Source organism: Microbulbifer sp. ABF4_143, from assembly GCF_056160225.1.
Window position 1 is genome coordinate 39,478 of record NZ_JBSWWT010000004.1, and the last position, 22,659, is coordinate 62,136.

27 protein-coding genes are annotated in these 22,659 nt (G+C 61.6%); 23 read left to right on the forward strand and 4 right to left on the reverse strand.

Going from position 1 to position 22,659, the window contains the following annotated elements; genetic code table 11:
- The first annotated feature begins 22 nt into the window (after positions 1-22).
- Both ACXAF3_RS04240 and ACXAF3_RS04245 read left to right on the forward strand, forming a co-directional pair.
- A complete protein-coding gene (locus ACXAF3_RS04240; RefSeq protein ID WP_475111044.1) occupies positions 23-997 on the forward strand; it encodes an extracellular catalytic domain type 1 short-chain-length polyhydroxyalkanoate depolymerase in 975 nt (324 codons plus the stop codon).
- A gap of 110 nt (positions 998-1,107) precedes the next feature.
- Positions 1,108-1,302 (forward strand): hypothetical protein, encoded by a 195-nt coding sequence (locus ACXAF3_RS04245; RefSeq protein ID WP_475111045.1) that lies wholly within the window; start codon positions 1,108-1,110, stop codon positions 1,300-1,302.
- A gap of 172 nt (positions 1,303-1,474) precedes the next feature.
- Here the strand turns inward: ACXAF3_RS04245 and secF are convergent, their stop codons facing one another.
- The 4 genes from secF to queA form a co-directional block, all read right to left on the reverse strand.
- Positions 1,475-2,476: a protein translocase subunit SecF gene (gene secF / locus ACXAF3_RS04250; RefSeq protein WP_475111046.1), complete on the reverse strand. Its 1,002-nt coding sequence runs from the start codon at positions 2,474-2,476 to the stop codon at positions 1,475-1,477.
- Between the two features lie 10 nt (positions 2,477-2,486).
- Complete coding sequence (gene secD, locus ACXAF3_RS04255) at positions 2,487-4,355, reverse strand: protein translocase subunit SecD (RefSeq protein ID WP_475111047.1); 1,869 nt, start codon at positions 4,353-4,355, stop codon at positions 2,487-2,489.
- Positions 4,356-4,582: 227 nt separating this feature from the next.
- A complete protein-coding gene (gene tgt, locus ACXAF3_RS04260) occupies positions 4,583-5,701 on the reverse strand; it encodes a tRNA guanosine(34) transglycosylase Tgt (RefSeq protein ID WP_475111199.1) in 1,119 nt (372 codons plus the stop codon).
- Between the two features lie 84 nt (positions 5,702-5,785).
- Positions 5,786-6,826 (reverse strand): tRNA preQ1(34) S-adenosylmethionine ribosyltransferase-isomerase QueA, encoded by a 1,041-nt coding sequence (gene queA, locus ACXAF3_RS04265; protein ID WP_475111048.1) that lies wholly within the window; start codon positions 6,824-6,826, stop codon positions 5,786-5,788.
- A gap of 413 nt (positions 6,827-7,239) precedes the next feature.
- Between queA and ACXAF3_RS04270 the strand changes: the two genes are divergently transcribed.
- The 21 genes from ACXAF3_RS04270 (at position 7,240) to ACXAF3_RS04370 (ending at position 22,544) form a co-directional block, all read left to right on the forward strand.
- Positions 7,240-9,681 (forward strand): DNA-directed RNA polymerase, encoded by a 2,442-nt coding sequence (locus tag ACXAF3_RS04270; protein WP_475111049.1) that lies wholly within the window; start codon positions 7,240-7,242, stop codon positions 9,679-9,681.
- Between the two features lie 65 nt (positions 9,682-9,746).
- Complete coding sequence (locus tag ACXAF3_RS04275) at positions 9,747-9,911, forward strand: hypothetical protein (protein WP_475111050.1); 165 nt, start codon at positions 9,747-9,749, stop codon at positions 9,909-9,911.
- Positions 9,908-10,192: a hypothetical protein gene (locus ACXAF3_RS04280; RefSeq protein WP_475111051.1), complete on the forward strand. Its 285-nt coding sequence runs from the start codon at positions 9,908-9,910 to the stop codon at positions 10,190-10,192. Before ACXAF3_RS04275 ends, ACXAF3_RS04280 begins: the two co-directional genes overlap by 4 nt.
- Positions 10,189-10,335: a hypothetical protein gene (locus ACXAF3_RS04285; RefSeq protein ID WP_475111052.1), complete on the forward strand. Its 147-nt coding sequence runs from the start codon at positions 10,189-10,191 to the stop codon at positions 10,333-10,335. The genes ACXAF3_RS04280 and ACXAF3_RS04285 overlap by 4 nt, the downstream gene beginning before the upstream one ends.
- Positions 10,328-10,978 (forward strand): hypothetical protein, encoded by a 651-nt coding sequence (locus ACXAF3_RS04290; RefSeq protein ID WP_475111053.1) that lies wholly within the window; start codon positions 10,328-10,330, stop codon positions 10,976-10,978. The genes ACXAF3_RS04285 and ACXAF3_RS04290 overlap by 8 nt, the downstream gene beginning before the upstream one ends.
- Positions 10,953-11,396 (forward strand): RusA family crossover junction endodeoxyribonuclease, encoded by a 444-nt coding sequence (locus tag ACXAF3_RS04295; protein WP_475111054.1) that lies wholly within the window; start codon positions 10,953-10,955, stop codon positions 11,394-11,396. Before ACXAF3_RS04290 ends, ACXAF3_RS04295 begins: the two co-directional genes overlap by 26 nt.
- The gene (locus tag ACXAF3_RS04300; RefSeq protein WP_475111055.1) at positions 11,393-11,833 is read left to right on the forward strand and encodes an N-acetylmuramoyl-L-alanine amidase; all 441 of its coding nucleotides are present in this window, start codon (positions 11,393-11,395) and stop codon (positions 11,831-11,833) included. The genes ACXAF3_RS04295 and ACXAF3_RS04300 overlap by 4 nt, the downstream gene beginning before the upstream one ends.
- A 264-nt stretch (positions 11,834-12,097) precedes the next feature.
- Complete coding sequence (locus ACXAF3_RS04305; RefSeq protein ID WP_475111056.1) at positions 12,098-12,304, forward strand: helix-turn-helix domain-containing protein; 207 nt, start codon at positions 12,098-12,100, stop codon at positions 12,302-12,304.
- Positions 12,305-12,702: 398 nt separating this feature from the next.
- A complete protein-coding gene (locus ACXAF3_RS04310; protein ID WP_475111057.1) occupies positions 12,703-14,151 on the forward strand; it encodes a toprim domain-containing protein in 1,449 nt (482 codons plus the stop codon).
- 199 nt (positions 14,152-14,350) lie between these two features.
- Positions 14,351-14,485, forward strand: a complete 135-nt coding sequence (locus ACXAF3_RS04315) for a hypothetical protein (RefSeq protein ID WP_475111058.1) — start codon at positions 14,351-14,353, stop codon at positions 14,483-14,485.
- The gene (locus tag ACXAF3_RS04320; RefSeq protein ID WP_475111059.1) at positions 14,469-14,945 is read left to right on the forward strand and encodes a dATP/dGTP diphosphohydrolase domain-containing protein; all 477 of its coding nucleotides are present in this window, start codon (positions 14,469-14,471) and stop codon (positions 14,943-14,945) included. Before ACXAF3_RS04315 ends, ACXAF3_RS04320 begins: the two co-directional genes overlap by 17 nt.
- A gap of 16 nt (positions 14,946-14,961) precedes the next feature.
- Positions 14,962-15,186, forward strand: a complete 225-nt coding sequence (locus ACXAF3_RS04325) for a hypothetical protein (RefSeq protein WP_475111060.1) — start codon at positions 14,962-14,964, stop codon at positions 15,184-15,186.
- 102 nt (positions 15,187-15,288) lie between these two features.
- Entirely contained in the window at positions 15,289-17,271 is a 1,983-nt protein-coding gene (locus ACXAF3_RS04330) for a DNA polymerase (RefSeq protein WP_475111061.1), read from the forward strand.
- A gap of 127 nt (positions 17,272-17,398) precedes the next feature.
- Positions 17,399-17,740 (forward strand): GIY-YIG nuclease family protein, encoded by a 342-nt coding sequence (locus tag ACXAF3_RS04335; RefSeq protein WP_475111062.1) that lies wholly within the window; start codon positions 17,399-17,401, stop codon positions 17,738-17,740.
- Positions 17,740-18,153, forward strand: a complete 414-nt coding sequence (locus tag ACXAF3_RS04340) for a hypothetical protein (protein ID WP_475111063.1) — start codon at positions 17,740-17,742, stop codon at positions 18,151-18,153. The genes ACXAF3_RS04335 and ACXAF3_RS04340 overlap by 1 nt, the downstream gene beginning before the upstream one ends.
- On the forward strand, positions 18,150-18,341 hold the full coding sequence (locus ACXAF3_RS04345) for a hypothetical protein (protein WP_475111064.1): 192 nt from the start codon (positions 18,150-18,152) through the stop codon (positions 18,339-18,341). Before ACXAF3_RS04340 ends, ACXAF3_RS04345 begins: the two co-directional genes overlap by 4 nt.
- A 166-nt stretch (positions 18,342-18,507) precedes the next feature.
- Positions 18,508-19,287, forward strand: coding sequence for a hypothetical protein (locus tag ACXAF3_RS04350; protein WP_475111065.1), 780 nt, complete (start codon positions 18,508-18,510; stop codon positions 19,285-19,287).
- A gap of 74 nt (positions 19,288-19,361) precedes the next feature.
- Positions 19,362-19,556 carry a hypothetical protein gene (locus tag ACXAF3_RS04355; RefSeq protein WP_475111066.1) on the forward strand — a complete coding sequence of 65 codons (195 nt, stop codon included), beginning with the start codon at positions 19,362-19,364 and terminating at the stop codon, positions 19,554-19,556.
- Between the two features lie 330 nt (positions 19,557-19,886).
- The gene (locus ACXAF3_RS04360) at positions 19,887-21,395 is read left to right on the forward strand and encodes a portal protein (RefSeq protein WP_475111067.1); all 1,509 of its coding nucleotides are present in this window, start codon (positions 19,887-19,889) and stop codon (positions 21,393-21,395) included.
- 19 nt (positions 21,396-21,414) lie between these two features.
- The gene (locus tag ACXAF3_RS04365) at positions 21,415-21,660 is read left to right on the forward strand and encodes a hypothetical protein (protein WP_475111068.1); all 246 of its coding nucleotides are present in this window, start codon (positions 21,415-21,417) and stop codon (positions 21,658-21,660) included.
- On the forward strand, positions 21,660-22,544 hold the full coding sequence (locus ACXAF3_RS04370) for a capsid assembly protein (RefSeq protein WP_475111069.1): 885 nt from the start codon (positions 21,660-21,662) through the stop codon (positions 22,542-22,544). The genes ACXAF3_RS04365 and ACXAF3_RS04370 overlap by 1 nt, the downstream gene beginning before the upstream one ends.
- Positions 22,545-22,659 lie beyond the last annotated feature (115 nt).

The window sequence follows — 22,659 nt, forward strand, 5'->3', positions numbered from 1 at the left end:
AATAAAAACAACGGTGTATGCAATGACGACCCCAAAAACCGGACGCGGGCTTCTCCGCCGCCTGCTGGTCGCCGCGGCCGCGCTGTGCGCGGCGGCAACCGGCCACGCCGGCAGCTGGCAGAAAAATGTCGCTATCGGCGGCTTCGACAAGGTGCATATCTACACCCCCGAAAGCCGCTCACCGATCGGCCACGGCAGGGCGCTGCTGATACTGCTGCACGGCTGCGTACAGCCGATCGACAACTACCTGAATGCCAACCTCGAGGACGCTGCCGACGCGTTCGGCATGGTGGTGGCCCTGCCGGAAGCGATGCACAAGGCCGGCTACGGCTGCTGGTCCTACTGGACCGGCAGCAGGTCGCGCTCATCCGGCGACTACAAGAACCTGATAGCGCTGGCCCGGGCCATGTCCGGTGACGGCGCCCGCGACATAGACCCGGACCAGGTGTATATCGCCGGCCTCTCCTCCGGCGCCAGCTTTGCCAACACCGCCGCCTGTCTGGCCCCGGACGTGTTCGCCGGTGTGGGGGTCAGCGCCGGGCCCAGTATCGGCACCAGCGCCCACGGTGCCCTCGGCCCCTGCGAACAGGCCGATGTGCAGGCGCGCTGCAACGGCTACGCCGGCGACTACGCCAGCCACTTCGAAACCCAGATTGCGTCCATCGCCCACGGCGACGCGGACACAGCGGTCAACCAGTGCTACAACGCGCAGAACGCGGAAGGCATGGCCCGTGTCTACGGCGTCGAGCGACTGCCCGGCAGCAACACCATCGCCGAGGGCGGCCGCACCGCCGAGGAAATCCTGTGGCGGGACGGCCGCGTTTCCATGCTGTGGCTGCACGGCGTGGATCACGCCTGGTCCGGCGGCGACGGTGCAAGCGGGGGTCACATCAGCGCCGCCGGCATCAACTATACGCGCTACCTGGGGCAATACTTTCTCGACAACAACCGGCGTGCGGAGCGCAAGCGCGCGAGCGCGGCGAAGCATGCGCGGTAGCGGCGGGCCTGCGCCCGGCGCCCGCCTCGAGGCCCCCAATAAACGATCGGGTGATTTTTTGTGCAGATTGCTGTAGAATGCCCGGTTCACGTACAAAACCGGAAATTATTGTGGCCAAAAAAGCTTCTACCGCTACCAAACGCAAGCAGCCCAGCGCCGTAGAAACCCGCGAGAGCATCGAGGCACAGGTGCAGGCTTTTCTCGCCAAAGGCGGCGAAATTCAGCAGGTACCGAAGGGTGTAAGCGGGCAGACCAACACCTCCGGGCCCAAGCACATCACGCTGGGCAAAAAGCCCCGCGCCTGATTTTCCCCATATCCAATGTAGGAGCGGCCCATGGCCGCGATCGGTCTCTGCCAGTAGCGCAGATTAATCGCGGCCATGGGCCGCTCCTACAGTGATCCCGGGCTACCCCGCCTTAGCGGATCCCCCCCGCACGCGGGAGTGAGCGTGCGGAGCCGGAGCTCCGCGCGCCCGGCTAGGGCATCTCCTCGAGCTCCGCCCCCTCCTTCACCGGCGGCATCAGGTCTTCTTTGGTAATGCCCAGCGCCATCAGCACATTCGCAGCCACGTATACGGAAGAATAGGTACCCACGACGACGCCGACGATCAACGCCAGCGAGAAGTTGTGGATCAGTTCGCCACCGAAGAACTGCAGCGCCCAGAGCACCAGCAGGGTCGTGAATGAGGTCATGAAAGTACGGCCCAGGGTCTGACTGATGGAGATATTGATGATCTCCTCGGAGCTCGCCTTGCGCACCTTGCGGAAGTTCTCGCGGATACGGTCCGCCACCACGATGGTATCGTTCAGCGAGTAGCCGATCACCGCCAACACCGCCGCCAGCACCGTCAGATCGAAATCCAGCTGCATCAGCGCGAAGAAACCCAGCACGATGATCACATCGTGGGCCAGAGCCGCCACAGCGCCGATTGAGAATTTGTACTGGAAGCGCAGGGCCACATAGGCCATCACAACCACCAGCGCGAACAGCATGCCGAGGCCGCCGTCGTCGCGCAGCTCCTCGCCGATCTGCGGGCCGACCACTTCCACACGGCGCAGATCCACATCGCCACTGCTGTTCTGGCTCAGCAGCGCAACCACCTGGTCTCCGATCGACTGGGTGGCCTTCTGGTCGCGGGCGCTGATCTGGGTCTGCGCCTCCGCAACCGCCGGCGGCAGCTTGATCAGCAGCTCGTGGTCTGAACCGAAGTTCACTACCGTCGCGCCCTCGTAGCCGGCGGCTTCCAGCTGGCTGCGCACGTCTTCGATACGCGGCGCCTGCTCGTAACCCACTTCGATCTGGGTGCCGCCGGTAAAGTCGAGGCCGAACTTGAGGCCGTTCATTACCAGCGCGGCGATGGATGCCACCACCAGTGCGATGGACACAGCCGCGGCCAGTTTGCGCCAGCGCATGAAGTCGTACACGCGCTTGCCCATGTATTCGGTGATCTTGCCGTTTTCTACTTTGGTCTCGCTCATTGCCAACCCCTTAAATCCAGAGTTTTTGTACACGGCGACCGCCGTAGAACAGGTTAATCAGCGCGCGGGTGCCCATGATGGCGCTGAACATGGACGTCAGAATGCCGATCGACAGCGTCACGGCGAAGCCCTGCACCGGGCCCGAGCCGATCGCGTACAGGATCACCGCGACGATCAGCGTGGTGATGTTGGCATCGACGATGGTGCTGTAGGCGTTGTCGAAGCCGGCACTGATAGCCGACTGCGGCGGCATGCCGTTCCTGAGCTCCTCCCGTATGCGCGAGAAGATCAACACATTGGCGTCCACCGCCATACCCACGGTCAACACGATACCGGCGATACCGGGCAGCGTCAGAGTGGCGCCGAGAATCGACATCACCGCCACCAGCAGCACCAGGTTCACCGCCAGCGCGATATTCGCGGCCAGGCCGAACACGCGGTAAAACAGCAGCATACAGATCAGCACGGCGATCAAACCGATCTGCACCGACTTGACGCCCACCTGGATATTGTCCGCCCCCAGGGACGGGCCTATGACCCGCTCCTCGACGAAATACATCGGCGCAGCCAGCGCGCCGGCGCGCAGCAGCAGCGCCAGTTCCTGGGCCTCCGCCGGACTGTCCAGGCCGGTGATGCGGAACTGGCGGCCGAGCGCGCTCTGCACCGTGGCCAGACTGATAATCTTCTTGTCGTCGGTGCGCTTCTGCACAACGATCTCGTTGCCCTGCTCGTCCACCTGGGTTTCCGGCACGAAGCGGCTCTCGATAAACAGGGTGCCCATGCGGCGGCCGACGTTTTTCCAGGTGGCGCGGTGCATCAGTTCGCCGCCGCGGGAATCCAGGGTGATATTCACCTGCGGGAAGCCGCTCTCGTCGTAGCCGACGCGGGCGTCGGTGACCCGGTCGCCCTTGATGATGACCTTGCGCTCCAGCCAGGCGCCACCGTACATCTGGCGCTGCTGCTCGTTGCGGTACTCGAAGTACTCCTTGTTGGTCACCAGGGTGTCCGGGCGCGCCTCCATGCGGTATTCGAGGTTCGCGGTCTTGCCGATGATGCGCTTGGCCTCGGCGGTGTCCTGCACACCGGGAAGCTCCACGACGATGCGGTTGCGCCCCTGGCGCTGCACTATCGGCTCGGCCACGCCCAGCTCGTTGACGCGGTTGCGCAACGTGGTCAGGTTCTGGGTAACCGCGTAGTCCTCCAGCTGCTTGATCTCCTGCTCGGACAGGGTCGCGCGTACCTCGAGATTGTCGCCGCTGCCGCCTTCGGTCAGCTGCAACTGCGGAAATTCCTTGCGCAGCGTGGAAACGGCCAGCCGGCGCAGATCCTCGCTGCGGAAGCGGGCGACGATTTCGCGGTCGTCCACCAGGTCCACGCTGCGGTAGCGGGCCTTGGCCGCGCGCAGCTTGGCCTTCACATCCTGCGCGTAGCCCTCCATGTTCGTCTTGACGATGGTGTTGGTGTCCACTTCCATCAGGAAGTGCACGCCGCCGGCCAGATCCAGGCCCAGTTTCATCGGGCTGGCGCCCAGATTGCTGAGCCACTCCGGCGTGGTGGAGGCCAGGTTCAGGGCCACCACATAGTCGCTGTGGCCGAGCGCCTCCTGAATCGCGCGCTTGGCGGGCAGCTGATCCTCGATGGCGTTGAGACGCAGCAGTATGGACTTGTCGCCCACTTCGCCGCCGAAGTACTCGATGCCGGCCTCATCCAGCGCCTTCTGCGCCCGCTCCAGCACACTTTCCCCAACGCTCATGGCACTGGACTGGCCGGAAATCTGCACGGCGGGATCCGGCTTGTAGAGGTTGGGCGCGGCGTAGATCAGGCCGAGGGCCACAACCGCGAGAATCAGGAGATACTTCCAGAAGGGGTAGCGATTCATGCTGCTCTCATTGTTCTAATGCGGCCTTTGGGGCCGGTAAATCTTGGCAATGTGGTCGGATATGCGGGCGCCACCTTCGGATTGCAAGGCGTTCGAACCCCCGAGTGGGGGCCGATTATACGGGGATAGGGTTGGGGTACAAACCGCCGGGAGCGCCGAGCCCCGGCTCGGCTTGCGGGCACAGGGTTGGCTCCAGCCGCTCCAGGTATTCGCGGCGCCCTTGCCCCCTACCCGCCCAGCGGCGGCACTTCGCGCCCGAGGCGGCGGTAGAAATCGGCCACGAAGGACTCCAGTTCGCCGGCGGCGATCGCATCCCGCAGCCCCTGCATCAGCCGCTGGTAGTGGCGCAGGTTGTGGATGGTGTTCAGCTGGGCGCCGAGTATCTCGCCGCAGCGGTCCAGGTGGTGCAGATAGGCGCGGGAGAAATTCTCGCAGGTATAACAGTCGCAACCCTCTTCCAAAGGCCCGGTGTCGTGGCGGTGTTTGGCATTGCGGATCTTGACCACCCCCCCGGCGGTGAACAGGTGGCCGTTGCGCGCGTTGCGGGTCGGCATCACGCAGTCGAACATATCCACGCCGCGGCGCACCGCCTCGACAATATCCTCCGGCTTGCCCACCCCCATCAGGTAGCGGGGTCTGTCCGCCGGCATCTTGTGTGCCAGGTGGTCCAGCACCTTGATCATCTCCTCCTTTGGCTCGCCTACGGACAGGCCGCCGATGGCGTAGCCGTCGAAGCCGATCTCGGTCAGGCCGCGCAGGGAGATATCGCGCAGTTCCGGGTACATCCCCCCCTGCACTATGCCGAACAGCGCCGCCGGACTGTCGCCGTGGGCTTTCTTGGAGCGTTCCGCCCAGCGCAGGGACAGCTCCATCGACACCCGCGCCTCGGTGGGCGTGGCCGGATAGGGGGTGCACTCGTCGAAGATCATGACGATATCCGAGCCCAGCGCCCGCTGTACGCGCATCGACGCCTCCGGATCCATAAACACCGGACTGCCGTCCACCGGCGACTTGAAGGAGACCCCCTCCTCGGTGATCTTGCGCATCTTGCCCAGACTGAACACCTGGAAGCCGCCGGAATCCGTCAAAATCGGCCCGGACCACTGCATAAAGTCGTGCAGGTCGCCGTGCGCCTCTATCACCTCGGTGCCCGGGCGCAGCATCAGGTGGAAGGTGTTGCCGAGGATGATCTGCGCCCCGATCGCCTCGATATCCCGCGGCAGCATGCCCTTGACGGTGCCGTAGGTGCCCACCGGCATAAACGCCGGCGTCTCCACCACGCCGCGGGGAAAGCGCAGACGCCCGCGGCGGGCTTTGCCGTCGGTGGTATCCAACTCAAACTGCATAAAGCACTGGCGGCTCAATGGAAACTCCTGAATCTTCTGCGAAACCGGCGGGGTTGGACGAACACAAGGTTCGCCCCTACAAATTCACCAGCCGCTAACATCGGGATTGCGGCTGATCAGCATCGCATCCCCGTAACTGAAAAAGCGGTACCTCTCTTTCACCGCCTCACGGTAGGCGTTCATCGTCTGCTCGTAGCCGGCGAAAGCGCTGACCAGCATCAGCAGCGTCGACTCCGGCAGGTGGAAGTTGGTGATCAACCGGTCCACGACGTGGAACTTATAGCCCGGGTAGATAAAGATGTCCGTCTCTCCGACCGCCGGCTGCAACTCGCCGCCGGCCGCCGCGCTTTCCAGTGCCCGCACGCTGGTGGTTCCGACGGCGATCACCCGGCCGCCGCGGGCGCGGCAGTCCGCCACCGCCCGGCACACGGATTCGGGCACATTCATCACCTCGCTGTGCATCTTGTGCTCGAAGACATTGTCCACCCGCACCGGCTGGAAGGTCCCGGCGCCCACATGCAGGGTCACGAAGGCGGTCTCCACCCCCTTGCGGCGCAGCGTATCCAGCATCTCCTCGTCGAAGTGCAGTCCCGCCGTCGGCGCCGCCACGGCGCCGGCCTCGCGGCTGTAGACCGTCTGGTAGCGCTCCCGGTCCTCCTCGTCGTCGGGCCTATCGATATAGGGCGGCAGCGGCATATGGCCGAGGCGCTCCAGCACCGCCAGCGCGCCCTCCTCCGGAAACCGCAGTTCGAACAGCGCCTCGTGGCGCGCGCTCATCTCGAGAACCGTGTCGTCCTCAAGCAGTATCTCGGTGCCCGGCTTCGGGGACTTGCTGGCGCGGATATGAGCCAGCGCGCGGCGCTCGTCCAGCACCCGTTCGATCAGAATCTCCAGCTTGCCGCCGCTGGCCTTGCGCCCGAACAGCCGCGCCGGAATCACCCGGGTGTCGTTGAACACCAGCAGGTCGCCGGCGTCCACCAGATCGGCCAGCTCGGCGAAGCGGCGGTGCTCGAGGGCACCGCTGGGGCCGTCGAGGCACAGCAGGCGGCTGCCGCGGCGCTCTTTCGCCGGCGCGCGGGCGATCAGTTCATCGGGCAGATCGAAGTAGAAATCCTGGCGGCGCATGGCTTCAGTCTAGGTGGTCAACAATCGGGCGCGAAGAGTAACGGAAAGCCGCGCCGCCGCCAAATCCGGTTGACCGCCATCCGGCCATCGCTATAATCGACCCCCTCGCCGGGGCCCCGAACCGCAGTGCCCCGAGCCGCTGCCAGAGTGGTGAAATTGGTAGACACAGGGGATTCAAAATCCGATAGAACCCCTTAAAAATCAATGACTTACGCCGGCCATGTGTCGGCGTTTTTCATCCTAAATAGTCCCACCTTGTCACACTTCCCGAGTCGTCAGGCTTTCTGAGGGCTTCCTCGCGCCCGGAAAAACCACCCCCGGGGAATAACCGGCACCTCTCCCTGAAAGCCTGAAACACCCACTGAAAGTTCAACTGAAAGTTCACCTGTTAGTTACCGCGAAGAGGAACTCAAATGAAATCTGAGACCCTGTATCAGCGTCAGTGCGAGCGCGAAGCAAACCAAGTCACCTACGGCATCGAGCGTTACCGGAAAGCAGTCGACGTTAAGAACGCGACCGACATGACCCCGGGCCGTGTGTTGCTCAAGCGCGCAGTTGAGCCACTGGCTAACGCCATCAAAGAGATGGTCGAAAAGGTGGAGTCTGGAAAGGCTGGCCGTGGTCGTCCTGCACGCTCCGCTCGCTACCTCCAGGCCATCCAGCCGGAGCCTGCCGCATACATTGCTGCGCGTGCGTGCATCGACGGTGCCGCATCCACCGGCCGTGTACCGCGCATTGCGATGACCATCGCCAAGCTGATCGAAGAGCAGTATATGTTCGATGAGCTGCGGGCAACTGAACGCAACCTCGCGAATGCAATGGAGCGTAAAGCCCGCAAGTGGTCCACCGAACATCACCGCCGCGCCATCATGCGTCTGGGTGTTCAGGTCGCTGACGTGAAGGGCCTCGACTGGAGCGATCACGACAAGTTGGCGCTGGGCATGAAGTTGATCGAGCTGTTCATTGAGTCAACCGGGCTCGCTCGTCAGGTGATGGTGCGTGAAGGCCACAACCGGACCTGCTACCGCCTACACCCCACTCAGCAGACCTCTGAGTGGCTGCAGCGGATGCACGAGCGCTGCGAGCTGCTTGAGCCACGCTTCACGCCGATGATTCATCCGCCCCGCCCGTGGACCTCCCCGATCTCCGGCGGATACCTGACCCGCGAATGCCGTGTGGATTTCATCGGCGGTATCTCTGCGGAGATGCGTGACGATGTTTTCTCGATCGACATGGAGCAGGTCTACAGCGCAGTGAATGCTGTGCAGGCTACTCCTTGGCGTATCAACCGCGCTGTTTATGATGTGCTGATGAAATGCTGGAAAGCCGGCGACACGATTGCTGGGCTGCCGCCGCAGGACGGCGAGCCGGTGCCCGACCGCCCCGCCGACATACCGAAAGACCTGCCCAGCAGCCAGATGCCTCCCGAAATGCGCGAGCGTTTCGATGCGTGGCGCCGTGAAGCTGCTCAGGTGCATGAACGCAACGCTGCGCTGATTTCCAAGCGCTTGTCCATCACCTCTAAGATCAGCATGGCATCCGAATTGGTGGACGAGGAGGCTATCTACTTCCCGCACAACGTCGACTTCCGGGGTCGCATTTACAGCATCGTCCCCGAGCTGTCTCCCCAGGCTGACGACTTGGGTAAAGCGTTGCTTCAGTTCGCCGAAGGTAAACCGCTGGGCGAGAACGGCGCGTACTGGCTGCATGTTCACATCGCCAACTGCTTTGGCGTCGACAAGTGCAGCTTCGACGAGCGCGTGCAGTGGGTGCAGGAGCACCGCGAGCAACTGCTGGACTCTGCGCTCAATCCGCTCGACGGCGACCGTTTCTGGCTGACCGCTGACAAGAAATCCACTTGGTGTGCCCTGGCAGCGTGTTTCGAGTACGCCGGCTGGTGCATCGAGGGGAACGACTACGTCTCGCACCTGCCGATTGCGATGGATGGCAGCTGCTCCGGCATTCAGCACTTCAGTGCAATGCTGAGGGACGCCGAAGGTGGAGCTGCGGTGAATCTGACTCCTGCTGAAAAGCCGGCCGACATCTACACAGCTGTCGCTGAGCGGGTCGAAGAAATGCTGCTGCAGCGGAAGGAGCAGCTGGCTATAAGCTGGCGCGGCAAGGTGATCCGCAAGATCGTCAAGCGTCCGTGCATGACATTCGCGTACTCAGTAACTAGCCGGGGGATGCGCGACCAGATACTGGACGAGATGAAGAAGCAGGCTGAAGGTGGCCAGTACCTCCCCGGCTGGGAGAACTACGAGGCTGCTTCCTACCTGGCTCCGATCGTTGAGGACGCGATCCGTGCGACCGTGAAGCGTGCTGCTGCAGCTATGGACTGGCTGAAAGTTGCGGTGAAGAAAGTTGTCGAGCAGGACCAGCCGGTGAACTGGATCACCCCTGATGGCTTCCCGGTGCAGCACCGCTATGTGAAGACCAATGGCAAGAAGTTCGACGTGTGGTTTGGCGGCGTGCGTATGCGTGTTCAGCTGCGGGTCGACACCACCAAGCAAGACCTGCGCAAGCACCAGTCTGCGATCGCGCCAAACTATGTTCACAGCATGGATGCCACCCACCTACGCATGGTGGTCAACCGTCTGGTGCGTGAAGGCATCACCAAGCACTTCGCCATGATTCACGACTCGTTCGGCACCCATGCCTGCGACGTGGATGACCTTCACACTGCGATCCGCGAGGAGTTCATCAAGCTGTACTCCGTCGACCGGCTCGCAGAATTCCGCGAGCAGATGCTGGAGGCTCTACCCGAGGAGGAACACGGCGAGGTTCCCGCTTCACCGATGGCCGGGTCGCTCGACCTGGACGCCGTCCTTCTGTCTGACTTTTTCTTTGCCTAATTAGTTGACATACCGGAACGATTGACAATCCGACTTCATTGTCCGCTTGTCGAGAGGATACTCATATGAATCACTACCTGATCAACGGCTACCGCATCGCTGCCCCGCACATCGCCGCCGCCCGCCAGATCGCTAGTCAGTTGCGTCGCGAAGGCGTCCGCCCGGGCGGTCAACTGATTAACCGGCACCCCTCGCAGAAACCTAACGCCCACTGTGAGGTAACTCAATGACCAACACGCAAGCCCTTCGCGATCGGCTTGCCTTCGGTGCGGACCCGGAGCGCCTGCGTCGTGCGGCGTTCCGTGTTCTCGACCGGACGCAGGACGACCCCGCTGTACAGATCAGAGGCATCGCCCTGGCCCTGGCTGCCATCGTCAAAGCCACCGGCCTCGATATGCGCCAGCTGATCGTGACCTCCGAACAGATGATCAACGACATCGACTCCCCGTTTGCCGCCCAGATGAAGGCGATCGAGGAGTACGCCAAGCACGAAATAGGGAGGCTCAAGTGAACGAGTACCTCATTGAGGTCGCCCGCATCGAGTGGGCGGACCAAGGCTGCATCGCGACCGACACCGCGATCGCACTGAACAACGCCGGCATTGACCCGGACGCACTGACCGAACAGTTTGAACAGGAGGCCATTGATGGCTAAGAGAACCTACCCGCGTTACACCACTCCGCGTGGTGTTTTCATTTATCCGCACCTCGTTGAGCCGGACACCAAGTTCGTGAAGGATGGCGGCGAGTATCACACCAAGTTCGCCCTACCGGCTGACAGCGAAGAGACCCAGGCATTTATCAATCGCCTGGAGGAAGTGCGCCAGCAGTACATCGATGAGAACCCCGACGACATCAAGCCTGCCCAGCTCAAGAAGATGAAGCTGGCCGACTTCTACGAAGAGGAGGTCGACGACGAGGGCAACGAGACCGGCCGCCTGATCTTCAAGTTCAAGCTGAAGGCCCGCGTCAAGACCGAGAAGAAGGAGTGGACCCAGAAGCCGCGCCTCTTCGACGCCGCCGCCAACCCGATCGAGGAAGAGATCAGCATCTGGACTGGCTCCGAAGGCAAGTGCAACCTCGAGCTTTTCCCCTACTTCATGGTGTCCAGCAAGGAGTGCGGCGTGAGCCTGCGCGTGAAGGGGGTCCAGATTCTGAAGCTGGTGTCCGGTGGTGGCGAGTCTGCCGAGGACATGGGCTTCGGCGCTGAAGACGGCTACACCAACGAGTCCAGCGGTGCCGCCAACGGCTTCGAGCCGGAGGAAGGCGACGATGGCGAGGACGAAGAAGAGTTCTGAGCCGGTAATTGCACGACCAACCGCGAGGGCGATCTCCGAAAAAGGGGTCGCCCTTTCTGTATTCGTGCCTCCGGTTCCCGCCTCCCGTCCCAGAGTATCCCGCTGGGGCACCTACTACACCAAGACCTATAAGAACTGGATGGCCGCTGTGGAGAAGGCGATACCACCGGCCGAGTCCGCGCTCGCAGGCAACCTCCACGCAGAGGTAGAGCTGGTCTGCCATCGCCCCCAGACAACCAAACGCCTCAACCCTCGAGGTGACATTGACAATTACCTCAAAGCGATCTTCGACGCTGTAACCAAAGCGGGCTACTGGCGGGACGACGATCAAGTCGTTTCCGTGTCCGCCGTTAAACGATTCGCTGTGGAAGGAGAAGAGCCTCACACCTACATCAGTATCGAGAAGTATCAACCTTGAGCTGGAAGACGTTGCGCTCCGTGGATTATATCGTGATCCACTGCGCCGCCACGAGAGCCGACCAGGACATCGGCAAGCGGGACATTGAATCGTGGCACCGCAAGCGTGGTTGGCTGGCTATCGGCTACCACTTCGTGATCCGCCGCGACGGAACCATTGAGGAGGGTCGACCTGTCGACCGCCCCGGCGCCCATGCACGCGGCTACAACCACATCAGTCTCGGCATCTGTCTCGCAGGCGGGCTCGCCGACGACGGCAAGACTCCCGAAGACAACTTCACTGCAGAACAGAAAGCCGCCCTCCACGGGCTGGTAATGCAGCTGAAAGAAAAACATCCCGATGCGGAAGTGCTCGGCCACCGCGATCTCCCCGGCGTCGCCAAGGCGTGCCCGTCTTTTGATGTGCGCGCATGGTGGGCCAATCCCGATCAGGAATAACCGGCACCCCTCGCAGAAACCTGAACCGTCCCGCCTCCCGGTCAATGGAGGCGGCATCGGAAAGCCCACTGTGATTAGCGGTGGGAGGCTGGCCGATGCCCACCAATGCGTGGCCCAGACAGTGGGCTTTCCGATGCGGGAGGGCTGGATGCGTAGGGTTCGATTCCCTAACTGCGGCCTGGAGTGGCCGGGGGTAGCTCCCCAACACGGTTCGATTCCGTGACCTCCCTTCAAACAACCAACAAGCCTATGAGGAGAGAGGCCATGAACCAGAATGAGCGCGTACTTCGCCATCTGAAACAGGGCAAGTCAATTACCCCACTCGAAGCCATCGGTCTGTATGGCGTTTATCGACTGGCCGCTCGCGTGAAAGAGCTGCGCGATCTCGGCCACAACATCATCACCACCCGCAAGCAGGACGGCACTGGCCGCCCTTATGCGAGCTACCGACTGGAGGCCGTCAATGCGTGAATCCGAGTTCCGCTATTTCATCCGCCGGATGGAGAACCAGCACCCATGCACCGTGATGGGGCTGGCGTTCCGCGAAGCTGGCGCGGTGTCGTGCCTCGCCGCAATGCGTGAGCGCCGCCATCTGGCCGGACTGGTCCGCACCGTCAGTTCAGCCTGCGAGCGCGGGCTGGGGCTGGCGAAACCGGGTTGGAAAGTAATACGCGGAGGCAAGCGTGGGAAACGTAGTCGGAAGGGAGCCGTGCCCAGAGTGCAGAGCGCACGGCGGTGACACAGCTGGCGATAACCTCGCTAGATATGACGACGGCGGAGCTTACTGCTTCGCCTGCGGTTATGACGAAAGGGGAGCGAAAAGCTCCCCTTCTTCGTCTTCGGGCAAGGATAAAGGTGGCGGTGGAAAGATGCTCACAGAGCTGGAATACCGACCGCTGCTGAAACGTGGCATCAATGAGGAAACATGCCGCCACTTTGGCTACGCCATCGGTAGATACAAAGGCAAGACCGTGCATGTCGCCCAGTACCAGAATGGCGAGGCACGCGCGCAGAAGTTGCGGTTCGCCAACAAGGACTTCCTATTCCTTGGCGATACAAAAAAGGTGGGCCTGTACGGCCAACACCTGTGGCGCGATGGTGGCAAGCAGCTGTGCATCACTGAAGGCGAGATCGATGCCCTCTCGCTGAGCCAGCTGCAGAACAACAAGTGGCCGGTTGTTTCCGTACCCAACGGAGCGCAGGGCGCGGCAAAGACCATCGGACAAGAGATCGAATGGATCGAAAAGTTCGACAAGGTCATCTTCATGTTTGACATGGACGAGCCGGGCCAGAAGGCTGCACGCGAATGTGCCGCCCTGCTCTCCCCGGGCAAGGCGTTTATCGCCCGGCTGCCGATGAAAGATGCGAATGAGTGTCTACTCGCCGGCAAAGGCAAAGAGCTGCTCGACGCCATGTGGAGCGCCAAGGAGTTCCGCCCAGACGGGCTGGTATCCATCGACGAGATCATGGAACTGGCCCAGAAGCCTGTGGAGTGGGGCCTGCCCTGGTGCTTCGAGTCCCTAACCAAAGCCACTTACGGCCGCCGCGACGGCGAGGTGTACGGCTTCGGCGCTGGTACCGGTGTGGGCAAGACTGATGTGTTCACCCAGCAGATCGCGTTCGACATCCTGGAGCTGATGCAACACGTCGGCGTGATCTATCTGGAGCAGCCCTGCGTCGAGACCGCAAAGCGGATCGCCGGCAAACTTGATGGCCGACGCTACCACGTCCCTGATGCGGACCACACGCCGGAGCAACTGCGCGAGTCGCTTCAGAAGCTGCGCGGCAAAGTCACGTTCTATGACAACTTTGGCCGCACCGACTGGGATGTGGTGGCCGGGAAGATTCGTTACATGGTCCGAGGGCTGGGCATCAAGCTGATCTACCTGGATCACCTCACCGCCCTGGCCGACCCGGCCAACGAGCGCGAGAGCCTAGAAGTGATCATGGAAGAGATGGCCATGCTCGCGAAAGAGCTGGGCTGCATCATCCACTACATCTCGCACCTGACGACCCCCGAGGGTAAACCGCACGAGGAAGGCGGGCGGGTGACGATCCGACACTTCAAAGGGGCGCGGGCCATTGGCTTCTGGTCGTACTTCATGTTCGGCCTGGAGCGGAACCAGCAAGACCCTGATGAGGAGCGCCGTAAGATCACCACCTTCCGCATCCTCAAGGACCGCTACACGGGTCAGTCGACCGGCCTAACGTTTGGCCTCAAGTACGACAGCGACACCGGCATATTGTCCGAGTGCCTGCTGCCTTCCAAAGACGACGGCGATTCCGGCTTCAAGCCGGAGGAAGACGCCGAGTATTAACCGAGGAGAGAAAAATGTTTAGCCCGAAGCGCTGGCTTCTGGGCCTGATCGTTGCTGCCTCACTGGCAGCGGCGGCTGCCCAACCTGCCCCACCGCCCCCGCCGCCGATGTACGTCCCGGGGAAGGTTCAGAAGTGCAACCGCCTATCGCAGAAAGGCCGCCGCAAGCGTGCCAAATGGAACTGAGAGAGGAGGCTCCTATGAACACCTATATGATTGTCCCGGAAGCCGAGCTTCTACGTCTGAAGAAGGTCGAGCTGCTGTTTACTCTGCTGGTTCTGGATGCCGATGCTGAGCGCCGGGAGGAGGAAGCTGAGAGTGAGCTTACCCACTGATCCGAAGACCCGTAAGGGTATGCCCATATTCAGCGGGTTGATCAATTACTTCCCGCACGCCTGCGCCGCCGTTGCCGAGTTGAGCCGTATCGGTAACGACCAGCACAACCCCGGCCAGCCCATGCACTGGGCCAAGGAGAAATCCACCGACCACCCGGACGCACTGCTGCGCCACCTCACCGACATGGCGATCGATGAAACCCATCGTGACCCGGACGGCTGCCTCGCCGCTGTGAAAGCTGCATGGCGAGCGCTGGCCAATCTGGAAAGCATGTACGATCGCGGCGTCGACATTTTCTACCAGAAACCACAGGAAGAGGTGCCCCTCCAAGACTTCCTAATCAGCGTTGACGAAGCCAGCATAAATGGTCAGAAAATCAGTCTGGATGACGCAACTGAGGAGGACTGGAATGCACTCAGCCGCCAACGCGGTTTTGGCATGTCCGGCGGGCTGGAATAGAACGAGGAGAACCCCGATGAAATTCAAGAACCCCTTCAAGCGCAAGCTGACGGTCGACGGCGTACTGGCCAGCTTCAACAAATCCCTGAACAAGCTCGAGCAGGTCCGCGACGAGATGATCGCGGAGCAGGATCGTCAAGCGAAAGTGATCGCCGTTGCTGAGAAGCGAAAGCAGGAAGCCGCTGCCGAGCAGGAGCGTGCTGTACGCGCTCACTCCAAGCTGGCCCAACTGGTGAGCTAACGGCCCCTCTAAGCAACTCCCTGTAAGTCCTCTCTCATTCCCGCCTCTCCGGCTCGAGTTCCACTCGGGTCGCGATGCGGGCTTTTTCGTTTTGGAGCAGGAATGTTCGTATTCGATATTGAGTCGGACGGCTTGCTTGACACGATCAGCAAGGTCCACTGCATCAACGCCATCGACCGGGCAACAGGTCGCGAATACCGCTTCACCGACCACCAGTACTACCAAGACCTCGACGGTACCTATACCGACATTCCTTGTCCGCGTGACGGCACCGTGCGCGATGGTCTGCAGTTACTGATGCAGTGTCCGGTGACGGCGGGCCACAACATCATCGGGTACGACAAACCCGCTCTGCAGATTGTGTATCCAGGCTTCCGTAAAACCGAAGGGCAGCGCTACTTCGACTCGAAGGTTGCCTCCAAGCTGCTCTACCCGAACCTGAAAGACAAGGACTTCGCGGCAATGCGCAAAGGCAAACTGCCGCAGGATTTCAAAGTGGGCTCCCATTCTCTCTACCAGTGGGGCCAGCGGCTCGGCGGCGAAGTCAAGTCTGATTTCAAGCCAGGTAACTACATCAACCCGCACACAGGCACTCCCCACACCTGGGCAACCATACCGTTCACTCAGGACATGGACGAATACTGTATGCAGGACGTGCGGGCCAACGTCCACCTGATCGAGCATTTTGAGCGGCGCATCGAAGATGGCCTCACCTCGTGGGAAGCCGTCTGGATGGAGATGCGCGTACACGAGATTATCGCGTGGCAGGAGCGCGTGGGCGTGCCCTTCGATTGCGACGCTGCCCAATCCCTGGCTCGCGACCTGTACACCCGCCAGTACGAACTCGAGCAGGAGTGCAAAAAGGCATTCCCTCCCTTCTATGTTCGTAATGGCAAAGACGTGACACCGAAACGGACCATCCGCTACAAGGACAAACTCAAAGGCGATCTGACCGAGGGCGCCCCCTACACCAAAATCAAACTGGTGGAGTTCAACCCCGGCAGCCGCTCGCACATCGCCCGAAACCTCACCCAGAAATATGGCTGGGAGCCGACTGAGTTCACCGACACTGGTCTGCCGAAGATTGACGAAGACGTTTTGTCCTCACTGCCATTTGCCGAGGCCAAGCTGATCGGTGAATTCATGATGGTGCAGAAGCGCCTGTCGCAGCTGGCCGAGGGCAAGGAAGCCTGGATTAAGAAGGAGAAAGGCGGACGAGTTTACGGGCGCGTTGATCCGCTCGGCGCGGTAACCGGGCGCATGACTCACTTCGGGCCAAACCTGGCCCAGGTTCCGGCGAACGACGCGCCGTATGGGAAGCGCTGCCGCCAGTTGTTCACCGCCGAAGAGGGCCGTGCGCTGGTCGGCTGCGACGCGGATGCGCTGGAGCTGCGGGTTCTCGCGCATTTCCTTGCCCGGTTCGACGGCGGGGCCTACATCAAGACGGTCCTCGAGGGGCGCAAGGAAGACGGCACCGATATGCACTCCCGCAACCAGGACGCGATCGGTTTGCAGAAGCGCGATACCGCGAAGACTTGGTTCTACGCCTTCATCTACGGGGCCGGCAACTACAAGCTCGGCACTATCGTAATGAGCGAGTGGGACGAGGAGAAGCTGCTGCGTTTCTACGCCAAGTTCCCGCCCGGGAAGAAGCGCCAGTCGAAGATCGTCGCGATCGGTAAGAAGTCTCGCGACAAACTCCTGTCCGGCCTGCCCGCTTTCGGCAAGCTCGTTGAGGCAGTTCAGAAGTCTGCCAAACGCGGCTGGCTGAAGGGTCTCGACGGCCGTCGCGTTCCTATCCGCGCGATGCACTCCGCACTCAACACCCTCTGTCAATCCGCAGGCGCCCTTGTCATGAAGCAAGCCCTGATCTTCATGTTCGACGAGTTCGCGCGGCGCGACCTCGATGTCGTGCCGCTGCTCAATGTTCACGACGAAGTTCAACTCTCATGCCCGAAGGAGGACGCCGATGAAGTCGGTAAGATCGCCGCGTCCTCCATTGCGAGGGCAGGCGAGTACTTCAATTTCCGATGCCCCCTCGCTGGGGATTACGACGTCGGGCAGAACTGGTCCGAAACGCACTAAGTATTACAAGGACACTCCCCAGGCGCTTCATCGCCGCAACGGCATCCGCCGCCTGCAGGAGATGATGGTGGGAGGGCGGGCAGCCGTCGCTGCTCTCTCACCAGAGGCCCGCGCCCGCTATCGGGAGATGGCTCGCCGTCTTTACGACGCCGGCCAGACCGCTGGAACCGTCGAGCGGTTCATTGAGCGGAACCGCGAAGGCTTCGTCTATGTGATCGACCATCCCAGCTGGCCCGGTTACGTCAAGATCGGTCGTGCCTGCGATCCCAAGCAGCGGCTTAACGGCTACCAGACGGGCTGCCCCCGCCGCGCCTACCGGCTCCGCGAGTCGGTCTTTTTCCACGACTGCTATTTCGCCGAACACGAACTCCACTCACGCCTCAACGATTACCGCGTGAGTGGCGAGTGGTTCCGTGTGCCTGTCGACGAAGCCATCCGACAACTGCACTTACTACGGGAGATTATCTGATGATCGAGAAAGTCATCTCGTGGCTTACAGGCGCGCCGGTCGAGCAGATCGGTGACTACTTCAAAGAGAAGCAGCGTCTGAAACACGAACTGAAACTAGAAAAACTGCGCGGTAAGCAGGCCATCGCCCGCGCCAAGGCCGAGGCCGAGGCCGCAAAGATTCAGCAAACCGCCAACTGGGAGCTGGCAAGCATCCAAAACTCGGGCTTCAAGGACGAGTGGGTGCTGGGCCTGATCAGCTACCCGCTGGTTGCCTGCTTCATTCCCCTCCTGCAGGACGGAGTGTTGCAGGGGTTCAAGGTGTTGGGCCAAACGCCCATCTGGTATGTCGGCATCGTGGTCACCATCTTCCTCGCCGTGTACGGCATCCGTTGGAAGCACGCATCTGACATCAAGTTGCCGGAGAGCAAATGAAGCACACCGAGTACCAAGTTATTCAAACCGTGAAGCTGGCCGACAAGACTACCGCTGAGCACGTCCTCGACCGCGGCTATCAGGACTACGGGCGCAGTGCGATGGAGTTCCGCGTCCGTAAGCTGCGGGAGATGGGTATCGATGCGAAGCTGGTCGCGGTCACCACCGAGGAACTGGAGGTGAGCTGATGAATAAAGCTAATTGGAGGCTCCGTCTCTGGGTTCTCTTCCTGATGATCACTGGCCCCGTCAGTATCCCGATCGCCTTCCTCTGGTATGAGCGGAAGGAACTTTGCGGCGTCTTCACGCAGGTCTACCGGGACGGGCGCGCTGTCGTTCTAAGAGGGGAGTTCCGGTGAGTAAAGACCCAACCATCCTGGTCGACGCCGACATCGTTGCCTATCAGGTGGCGACGCGAAACCAGGAAGACTTCGACTGGGGCGACACCGGGAAGTCCCGGGTCGTCGACCCCGAGCGTGCCCGGAAGGACACCGATGAGGTGATCGCCGGGTTCTGCGAATCGCTGAACACCAACAAGGTGATCATCTGCCTGTCCGACCCTGATGTGAATTTCCGCAAGCAACTGGAGCCGACCTACAAGGCGAACCGCAGGAACGTCGAGAAGCCGGAGCTGCTGATGTGGGTGAAAGAGTACCTCGCCCGCGAATACCGCAGTTTCATCCGGCCCCGTCTCGAGGCCGACGACGTTATGGGCATCCTATCCACCAGCGGTGACCGGTTTATCCAAGGCCCCCGCGTCATCGTGTCCGAGGACAAGGATATGAAGACCGTGCCCGGATACCTGTTCAATCCGCGCAAGGACAAGGAGCCGCAGTTCATCGAGAAGCTGGACGCCTTTCGTTTCCTGATGACCCAGACCCTAACCGGCGATCCGGTCGACGGATACATCGGCTGCCGGGGCATCGGCCCCAAGTCGCCCTACGTCCAGGCCCTGCAGGATGCCCAGGCCCACGAGCTTTGGGACATCGTGGTCGACGGCTACGAGTCCAAGGGCCGCACGGAAGAGGACGCCCTACTTCAGGCCCGGCTCGCCCACATCCTCTGGGCCAGCTCGTACAACTTCAAGACTAAGAAGATCAGGCTCTGGAAGCCCTCCTGGCTGGTTAAGCACTGACCGGCCAGGAATAACCGGCACCCCTCGGTAGCACCTCTCGTACTTTGAGGGTTTTTTTGTTTACCGGAGACCCCATGAAGTCCCTACCGAACACCGTCACGGCTCTGGTTGAAGAACTGGACCAACTCTATCCGCCCCGCTGCATCGGCCCCGGCGAGCCGCTTGAATTGGCTCATCGGTATGCCGGCCGCCGCGAACTGATAGACGAGCTGAAAGACCGACTTCGGGCGACCGAAAAGCGAGCTTTGCGGGACGCCCTAACCCAGTAAGGAATCCCTATGTGCAAGGCCCCCAAGGTCAAGGCGCCGAAGCCGAACGGCTCGAAGAAGGAGAGGCCAGAATGGCTGCGGAACCCGTACCTAGACGGCGCCATCGGCCAGTCCTCTACCGTCAACCAGCTGCGTGCGGGCCGCTCGAGCCTGCGCATCGACCTGAACACTGGGCTGGGTATTCGCAATCCAGCCTCTCCCACCCCACCAACACCCTCCCCGCGTAACCCCACGCCGCGCCCTGTCCGGCCTATCAGCGCGCCCTACAGGGCTCCGGCTGTCCGCTCACCTCTGGACCTGCGGAGGGTGCAACTCTACTAGGAGGTCTGAATGGCGACCGCCAAAGAGCGTTGGGAAAAACTCAACGGCAAGCGTGACGCCATCCTCAAGCGCGCCCGCGACGCCGCTGATCTAACCATCCCAGCCCTCATGCCCCGCGAAGGGCACAATGAAAACTCTGAACTCCCCCAACCCTACCAGTCGCTGGGCGCGCGCGGCTTGAACAACCTCGCCTCCAAACTAGCCTTGGCCTTGATGCCCGCCGGCAACCCTTTCTTCCGCCTGCAGATCGGCGACGATGTGGCCGAGCTGGTTGAGGGCAAACAGGAGATTCAAGAGCAACTGCGCAAGATAGAGAATCGCGCCATGCGCCGCGTCGAGAACAGCAACCTGCGGGTTGTCCTGCACGCTACGTTGAAACAGCTTGCAGGGTGCGGAAATGCGCTGCTCTTTATGCCCGATTCCGGCGGTGCCCGGATGTTCCGGCTCCCCCAGTACTGCGTCGTGCGCGACGCAATGGGACATTGGCGTGAGATTGTTGTACAGGAGAAAGTCCACCCCACAACCCTGGAGGAAGATGTGGTCGAGGCCGTCGGCCTGACGGTCGACCCGACTGATGACCGAGATGTTGAGGTCTACACTCACGTCCTCCGCGAAGATGACAAGGTTGTGTGGCATCAAGAGATCAACGAGCGGAAGGTTCCCGGCTCCGAAGGCCGCACCAAATATCAGAACTCCCCCTATATTCCGCTGCGCTGGGCGGCCGTCGAGAACGAAGACTACGGGCGCGGCCATGTGGAAGAGTACATGGGCGATCTACGCTCGCTCGAAGGTCTCTCCAAGAGCATCGTCCAGTTCTCTGCGGCCGCCGCCAAGGTGATATTCCTCGAGCGCCCCAACAGTACCACCGACATCGAGGCCCTGAACGAGGCCGAATCAGGTGAGTTCGTGGAGGGGAACCCCGAGGACATCCACGCGCTTCAGATCGAGAAGTTCCCCGACTTCCAAGTGGCGAAAACCACAGTCGACGATCTGACACTGCGCCTGTCCCACGCCTTCCTATTGACTACCGGCACCATCCGCAACGCCGAACGGGTGACCGCAGAAGAGGTCCGCCTGCAAGCGCAGGAGCTGGAAGACGTGCTGGGAGGTGTCTACACCGTCCTCTCACAGGAACTGCAGCTGCCGATCGTGCGCCGCCTGATGGTACAGATGCGCAAGGCCGGGGAGCTGCCAGAGCTGCCGGAAGGTGCCCTGGAACCAGTGATCGTCACAGGGTTCGACGCGCTCGGCCGGGGCCATGAACTGAACAAGTACCGCCAATACTTCGCGGACGGTCGAGACCTGTTCGGCGAGGCGTTCATGGCCCAGTTCGACATTAACAAGGCTGCACAGCTGATGGCCACCCACCACAACGTGGACATCTCTGAGATAAAGAAATCCGAAGAGCAGCTTGAGCAAGACGCGATGCAGCAGCGTGCCGACATGATGATCGAGAAGGCCGCCGGCCCGGTGGCAGGCCAGATAGCCAGCGCAGCTGCACAACATTCCACCCCCTGAGTAATAGAGGAGAATCACCATGGCTGATGCCAAACCCAGCGGTCCGAACTACGCAGTACCGGTCGGCGCTGCTCGCCCTGAGCCCAACCACATCGAGTACGAGTTTCCGGTGAGGCTTGCGAACGGCGATGTCGTACTACGGCGCTACATGGCCAACGGCAACGTGCAGCAGACTCCGGTATTTGCCAAAGACTTCGAGAAAGACGCCCTCACAGAGGAACAAGTCGCGAAGAAAGTGGCCGCCTTGCAGAAGGGAGCTAAGTGATGGTCGACAGCGTCAATGTCGGCGGCCAGCCGAACCCTGACAGCGCCGCTAAGCAGGCGGAGCACGACGCCGCGATGGCCGCCAAGGCCGAGTCGGGCGTATCTTCCCTCAGTTCGGTAAACAAGCAGACCGGCGAGAACATTCACCTCAGCTCCCAGTCCGCCCCGCGTGAAAGCGATGACAAACCGAAGCGCCCGGATGACATCCCCGAAAAGTTCTGGGATGCGGAGAAGGGCGAGGTGAACGTCGCCGCCCTCCTGAAAGCTCAGCAAGATGCCGAGGCCGCCCTCCGCAAGGCCCAGCAGGAAAAACAGAAAGGAGGTCAGCAGGACTCCGAGGCAGCGGCCGAACCGCAGGAGCGCCAGGAGTCGGCCATTGAGCACGCAAACAAGGAGTTCGCGGAGAGGGGCGAGCTGAGCGACGAGACCTACGAGGCGCTCGAAAAGTCCGGCCTGCCCCGCGATGTGGTCGACTCCTACATCGCCGGTCAAAAGGCCATCGTTGCGCAGCTGCAGAACGCTGCCTACAGCGTGTTCGAGGGCGGACAGACGGACTACCAGAAAGCCGTCGAGTGGGCTGCGAATAACCTGACTGAGGAGGAGATCGCCGCTCTCGATGTGCAACTCACCTCCACCAACCCCGCCATCGTCGCCCAAGGCGCTAAAGCCCTGGCTGCCAGATACAAAGCCGAGGCAGACATTGAGCCGGCCCGCCACATTGCTGGCGACGCCTCGTCCTCGAATACCGGCAGCTACTTCAAGTCTTCCTACGAGATGACCAAAGCGATGGCCGACCCGCGCTACGCCAAAGACGAGGCGTACCGCCGGGAGGTTCAGCAGAAGATTGACCGCGCCGTTAAGGCGGGCGTAAACCTGTTCGGCTGATTTCCCCCAAGCTCACGCTCTCTCCTCCGTGAGTAAGTCCTCCTCGGTGCAATGCCGAGGGGGCGCCCCAATTTGGCTGCGTCGGCCTGATCACCCAGCGCGGCCCTACCGCCTC

Excerpts from the sequence above, each read along its gene's own strand:
- ACXAF3_RS04280 (WP_475111051.1), top strand. The coding sequence starts at position 9,908 with ATGACCAACACGCAAGCCCTTCGCGATCGGCTTGCCTTCGGTGCGGAC.
- ACXAF3_RS04365 (WP_475111068.1), top strand. The coding sequence starts at position 21,415 with ATGGCTGATGCCAAACCCAGCGGTCCGAACTACGCAGTACCGGTCGGC.
- ACXAF3_RS04370 (WP_475111069.1), top strand. The coding sequence starts at position 21,660 with ATGGTCGACAGCGTCAATGTCGGCGGCCAGCCGAACCCTGACAGCGCC.
- ACXAF3_RS04360 (WP_475111067.1), top strand. The coding sequence starts at position 19,887 with ATGGCGACCGCCAAAGAGCGTTGGGAAAAACTCAACGGCAAGCGTGAC.
- secD (WP_475111047.1), bottom strand. The coding sequence starts at position 4,355 with ATGAATCGCTACCCCTTCTGGAAGTATCTCCTGATTCTCGCGGTTGTG.
- queA (WP_475111048.1), bottom strand. The coding sequence starts at position 6,826 with ATGCGCCGCCAGGATTTCTACTTCGATCTGCCCGATGAACTGATCGCC.
- ACXAF3_RS04330 (WP_475111061.1), top strand. The coding sequence starts at position 15,289 with ATGTTCGTATTCGATATTGAGTCGGACGGCTTGCTTGACACGATCAGC.
- ACXAF3_RS04240 (WP_475111044.1), top strand. The coding sequence starts at position 23 with ATGACGACCCCAAAAACCGGACGCGGGCTTCTCCGCCGCCTGCTGGTC.
- ACXAF3_RS04295 (WP_475111054.1), top strand. The coding sequence starts at position 10,953 with ATGGCGAGGACGAAGAAGAGTTCTGAGCCGGTAATTGCACGACCAACC.
- tgt (WP_475111199.1), bottom strand. The coding sequence starts at position 5,701 with ATGCAGTTTGAGTTGGATACCACCGACGGCAAAGCCCGCCGCGGGCGT.
- ACXAF3_RS04325 (WP_475111060.1), top strand. The coding sequence starts at position 14,962 with ATGAAATTCAAGAACCCCTTCAAGCGCAAGCTGACGGTCGACGGCGTA.
- ACXAF3_RS04355 (WP_475111066.1), top strand. The coding sequence starts at position 19,362 with ATGAAGTCCCTACCGAACACCGTCACGGCTCTGGTTGAAGAACTGGAC.
- ACXAF3_RS04345 (WP_475111064.1), top strand. The coding sequence starts at position 18,150 with ATGAAGCACACCGAGTACCAAGTTATTCAAACCGTGAAGCTGGCCGAC.
- secF (WP_475111046.1), bottom strand. The coding sequence starts at position 2,476 with ATGAGCGAGACCAAAGTAGAAAACGGCAAGATCACCGAATACATGGGC.
- ACXAF3_RS04305 (WP_475111056.1), top strand. The coding sequence starts at position 12,098 with ATGAACCAGAATGAGCGCGTACTTCGCCATCTGAAACAGGGCAAGTCA.
- ACXAF3_RS04270 (WP_475111049.1), top strand. The coding sequence starts at position 7,240 with ATGAAATCTGAGACCCTGTATCAGCGTCAGTGCGAGCGCGAAGCAAAC.
- ACXAF3_RS04275 (WP_475111050.1), top strand. The coding sequence starts at position 9,747 with ATGAATCACTACCTGATCAACGGCTACCGCATCGCTGCCCCGCACATC.
- ACXAF3_RS04335 (WP_475111062.1), top strand. The coding sequence starts at position 17,399 with ATGGCTCGCCGTCTTTACGACGCCGGCCAGACCGCTGGAACCGTCGAG.
- ACXAF3_RS04340 (WP_475111063.1), top strand. The coding sequence starts at position 17,740 with ATGATCGAGAAAGTCATCTCGTGGCTTACAGGCGCGCCGGTCGAGCAG.
- ACXAF3_RS04310 (WP_475111057.1), top strand. The coding sequence starts at position 12,703 with ATGCTCACAGAGCTGGAATACCGACCGCTGCTGAAACGTGGCATCAAT.
- ACXAF3_RS04315 (WP_475111058.1), top strand. The coding sequence starts at position 14,351 with ATGAACACCTATATGATTGTCCCGGAAGCCGAGCTTCTACGTCTGAAG.
- ACXAF3_RS04290 (WP_475111053.1), top strand. The coding sequence starts at position 10,328 with ATGGCTAAGAGAACCTACCCGCGTTACACCACTCCGCGTGGTGTTTTC.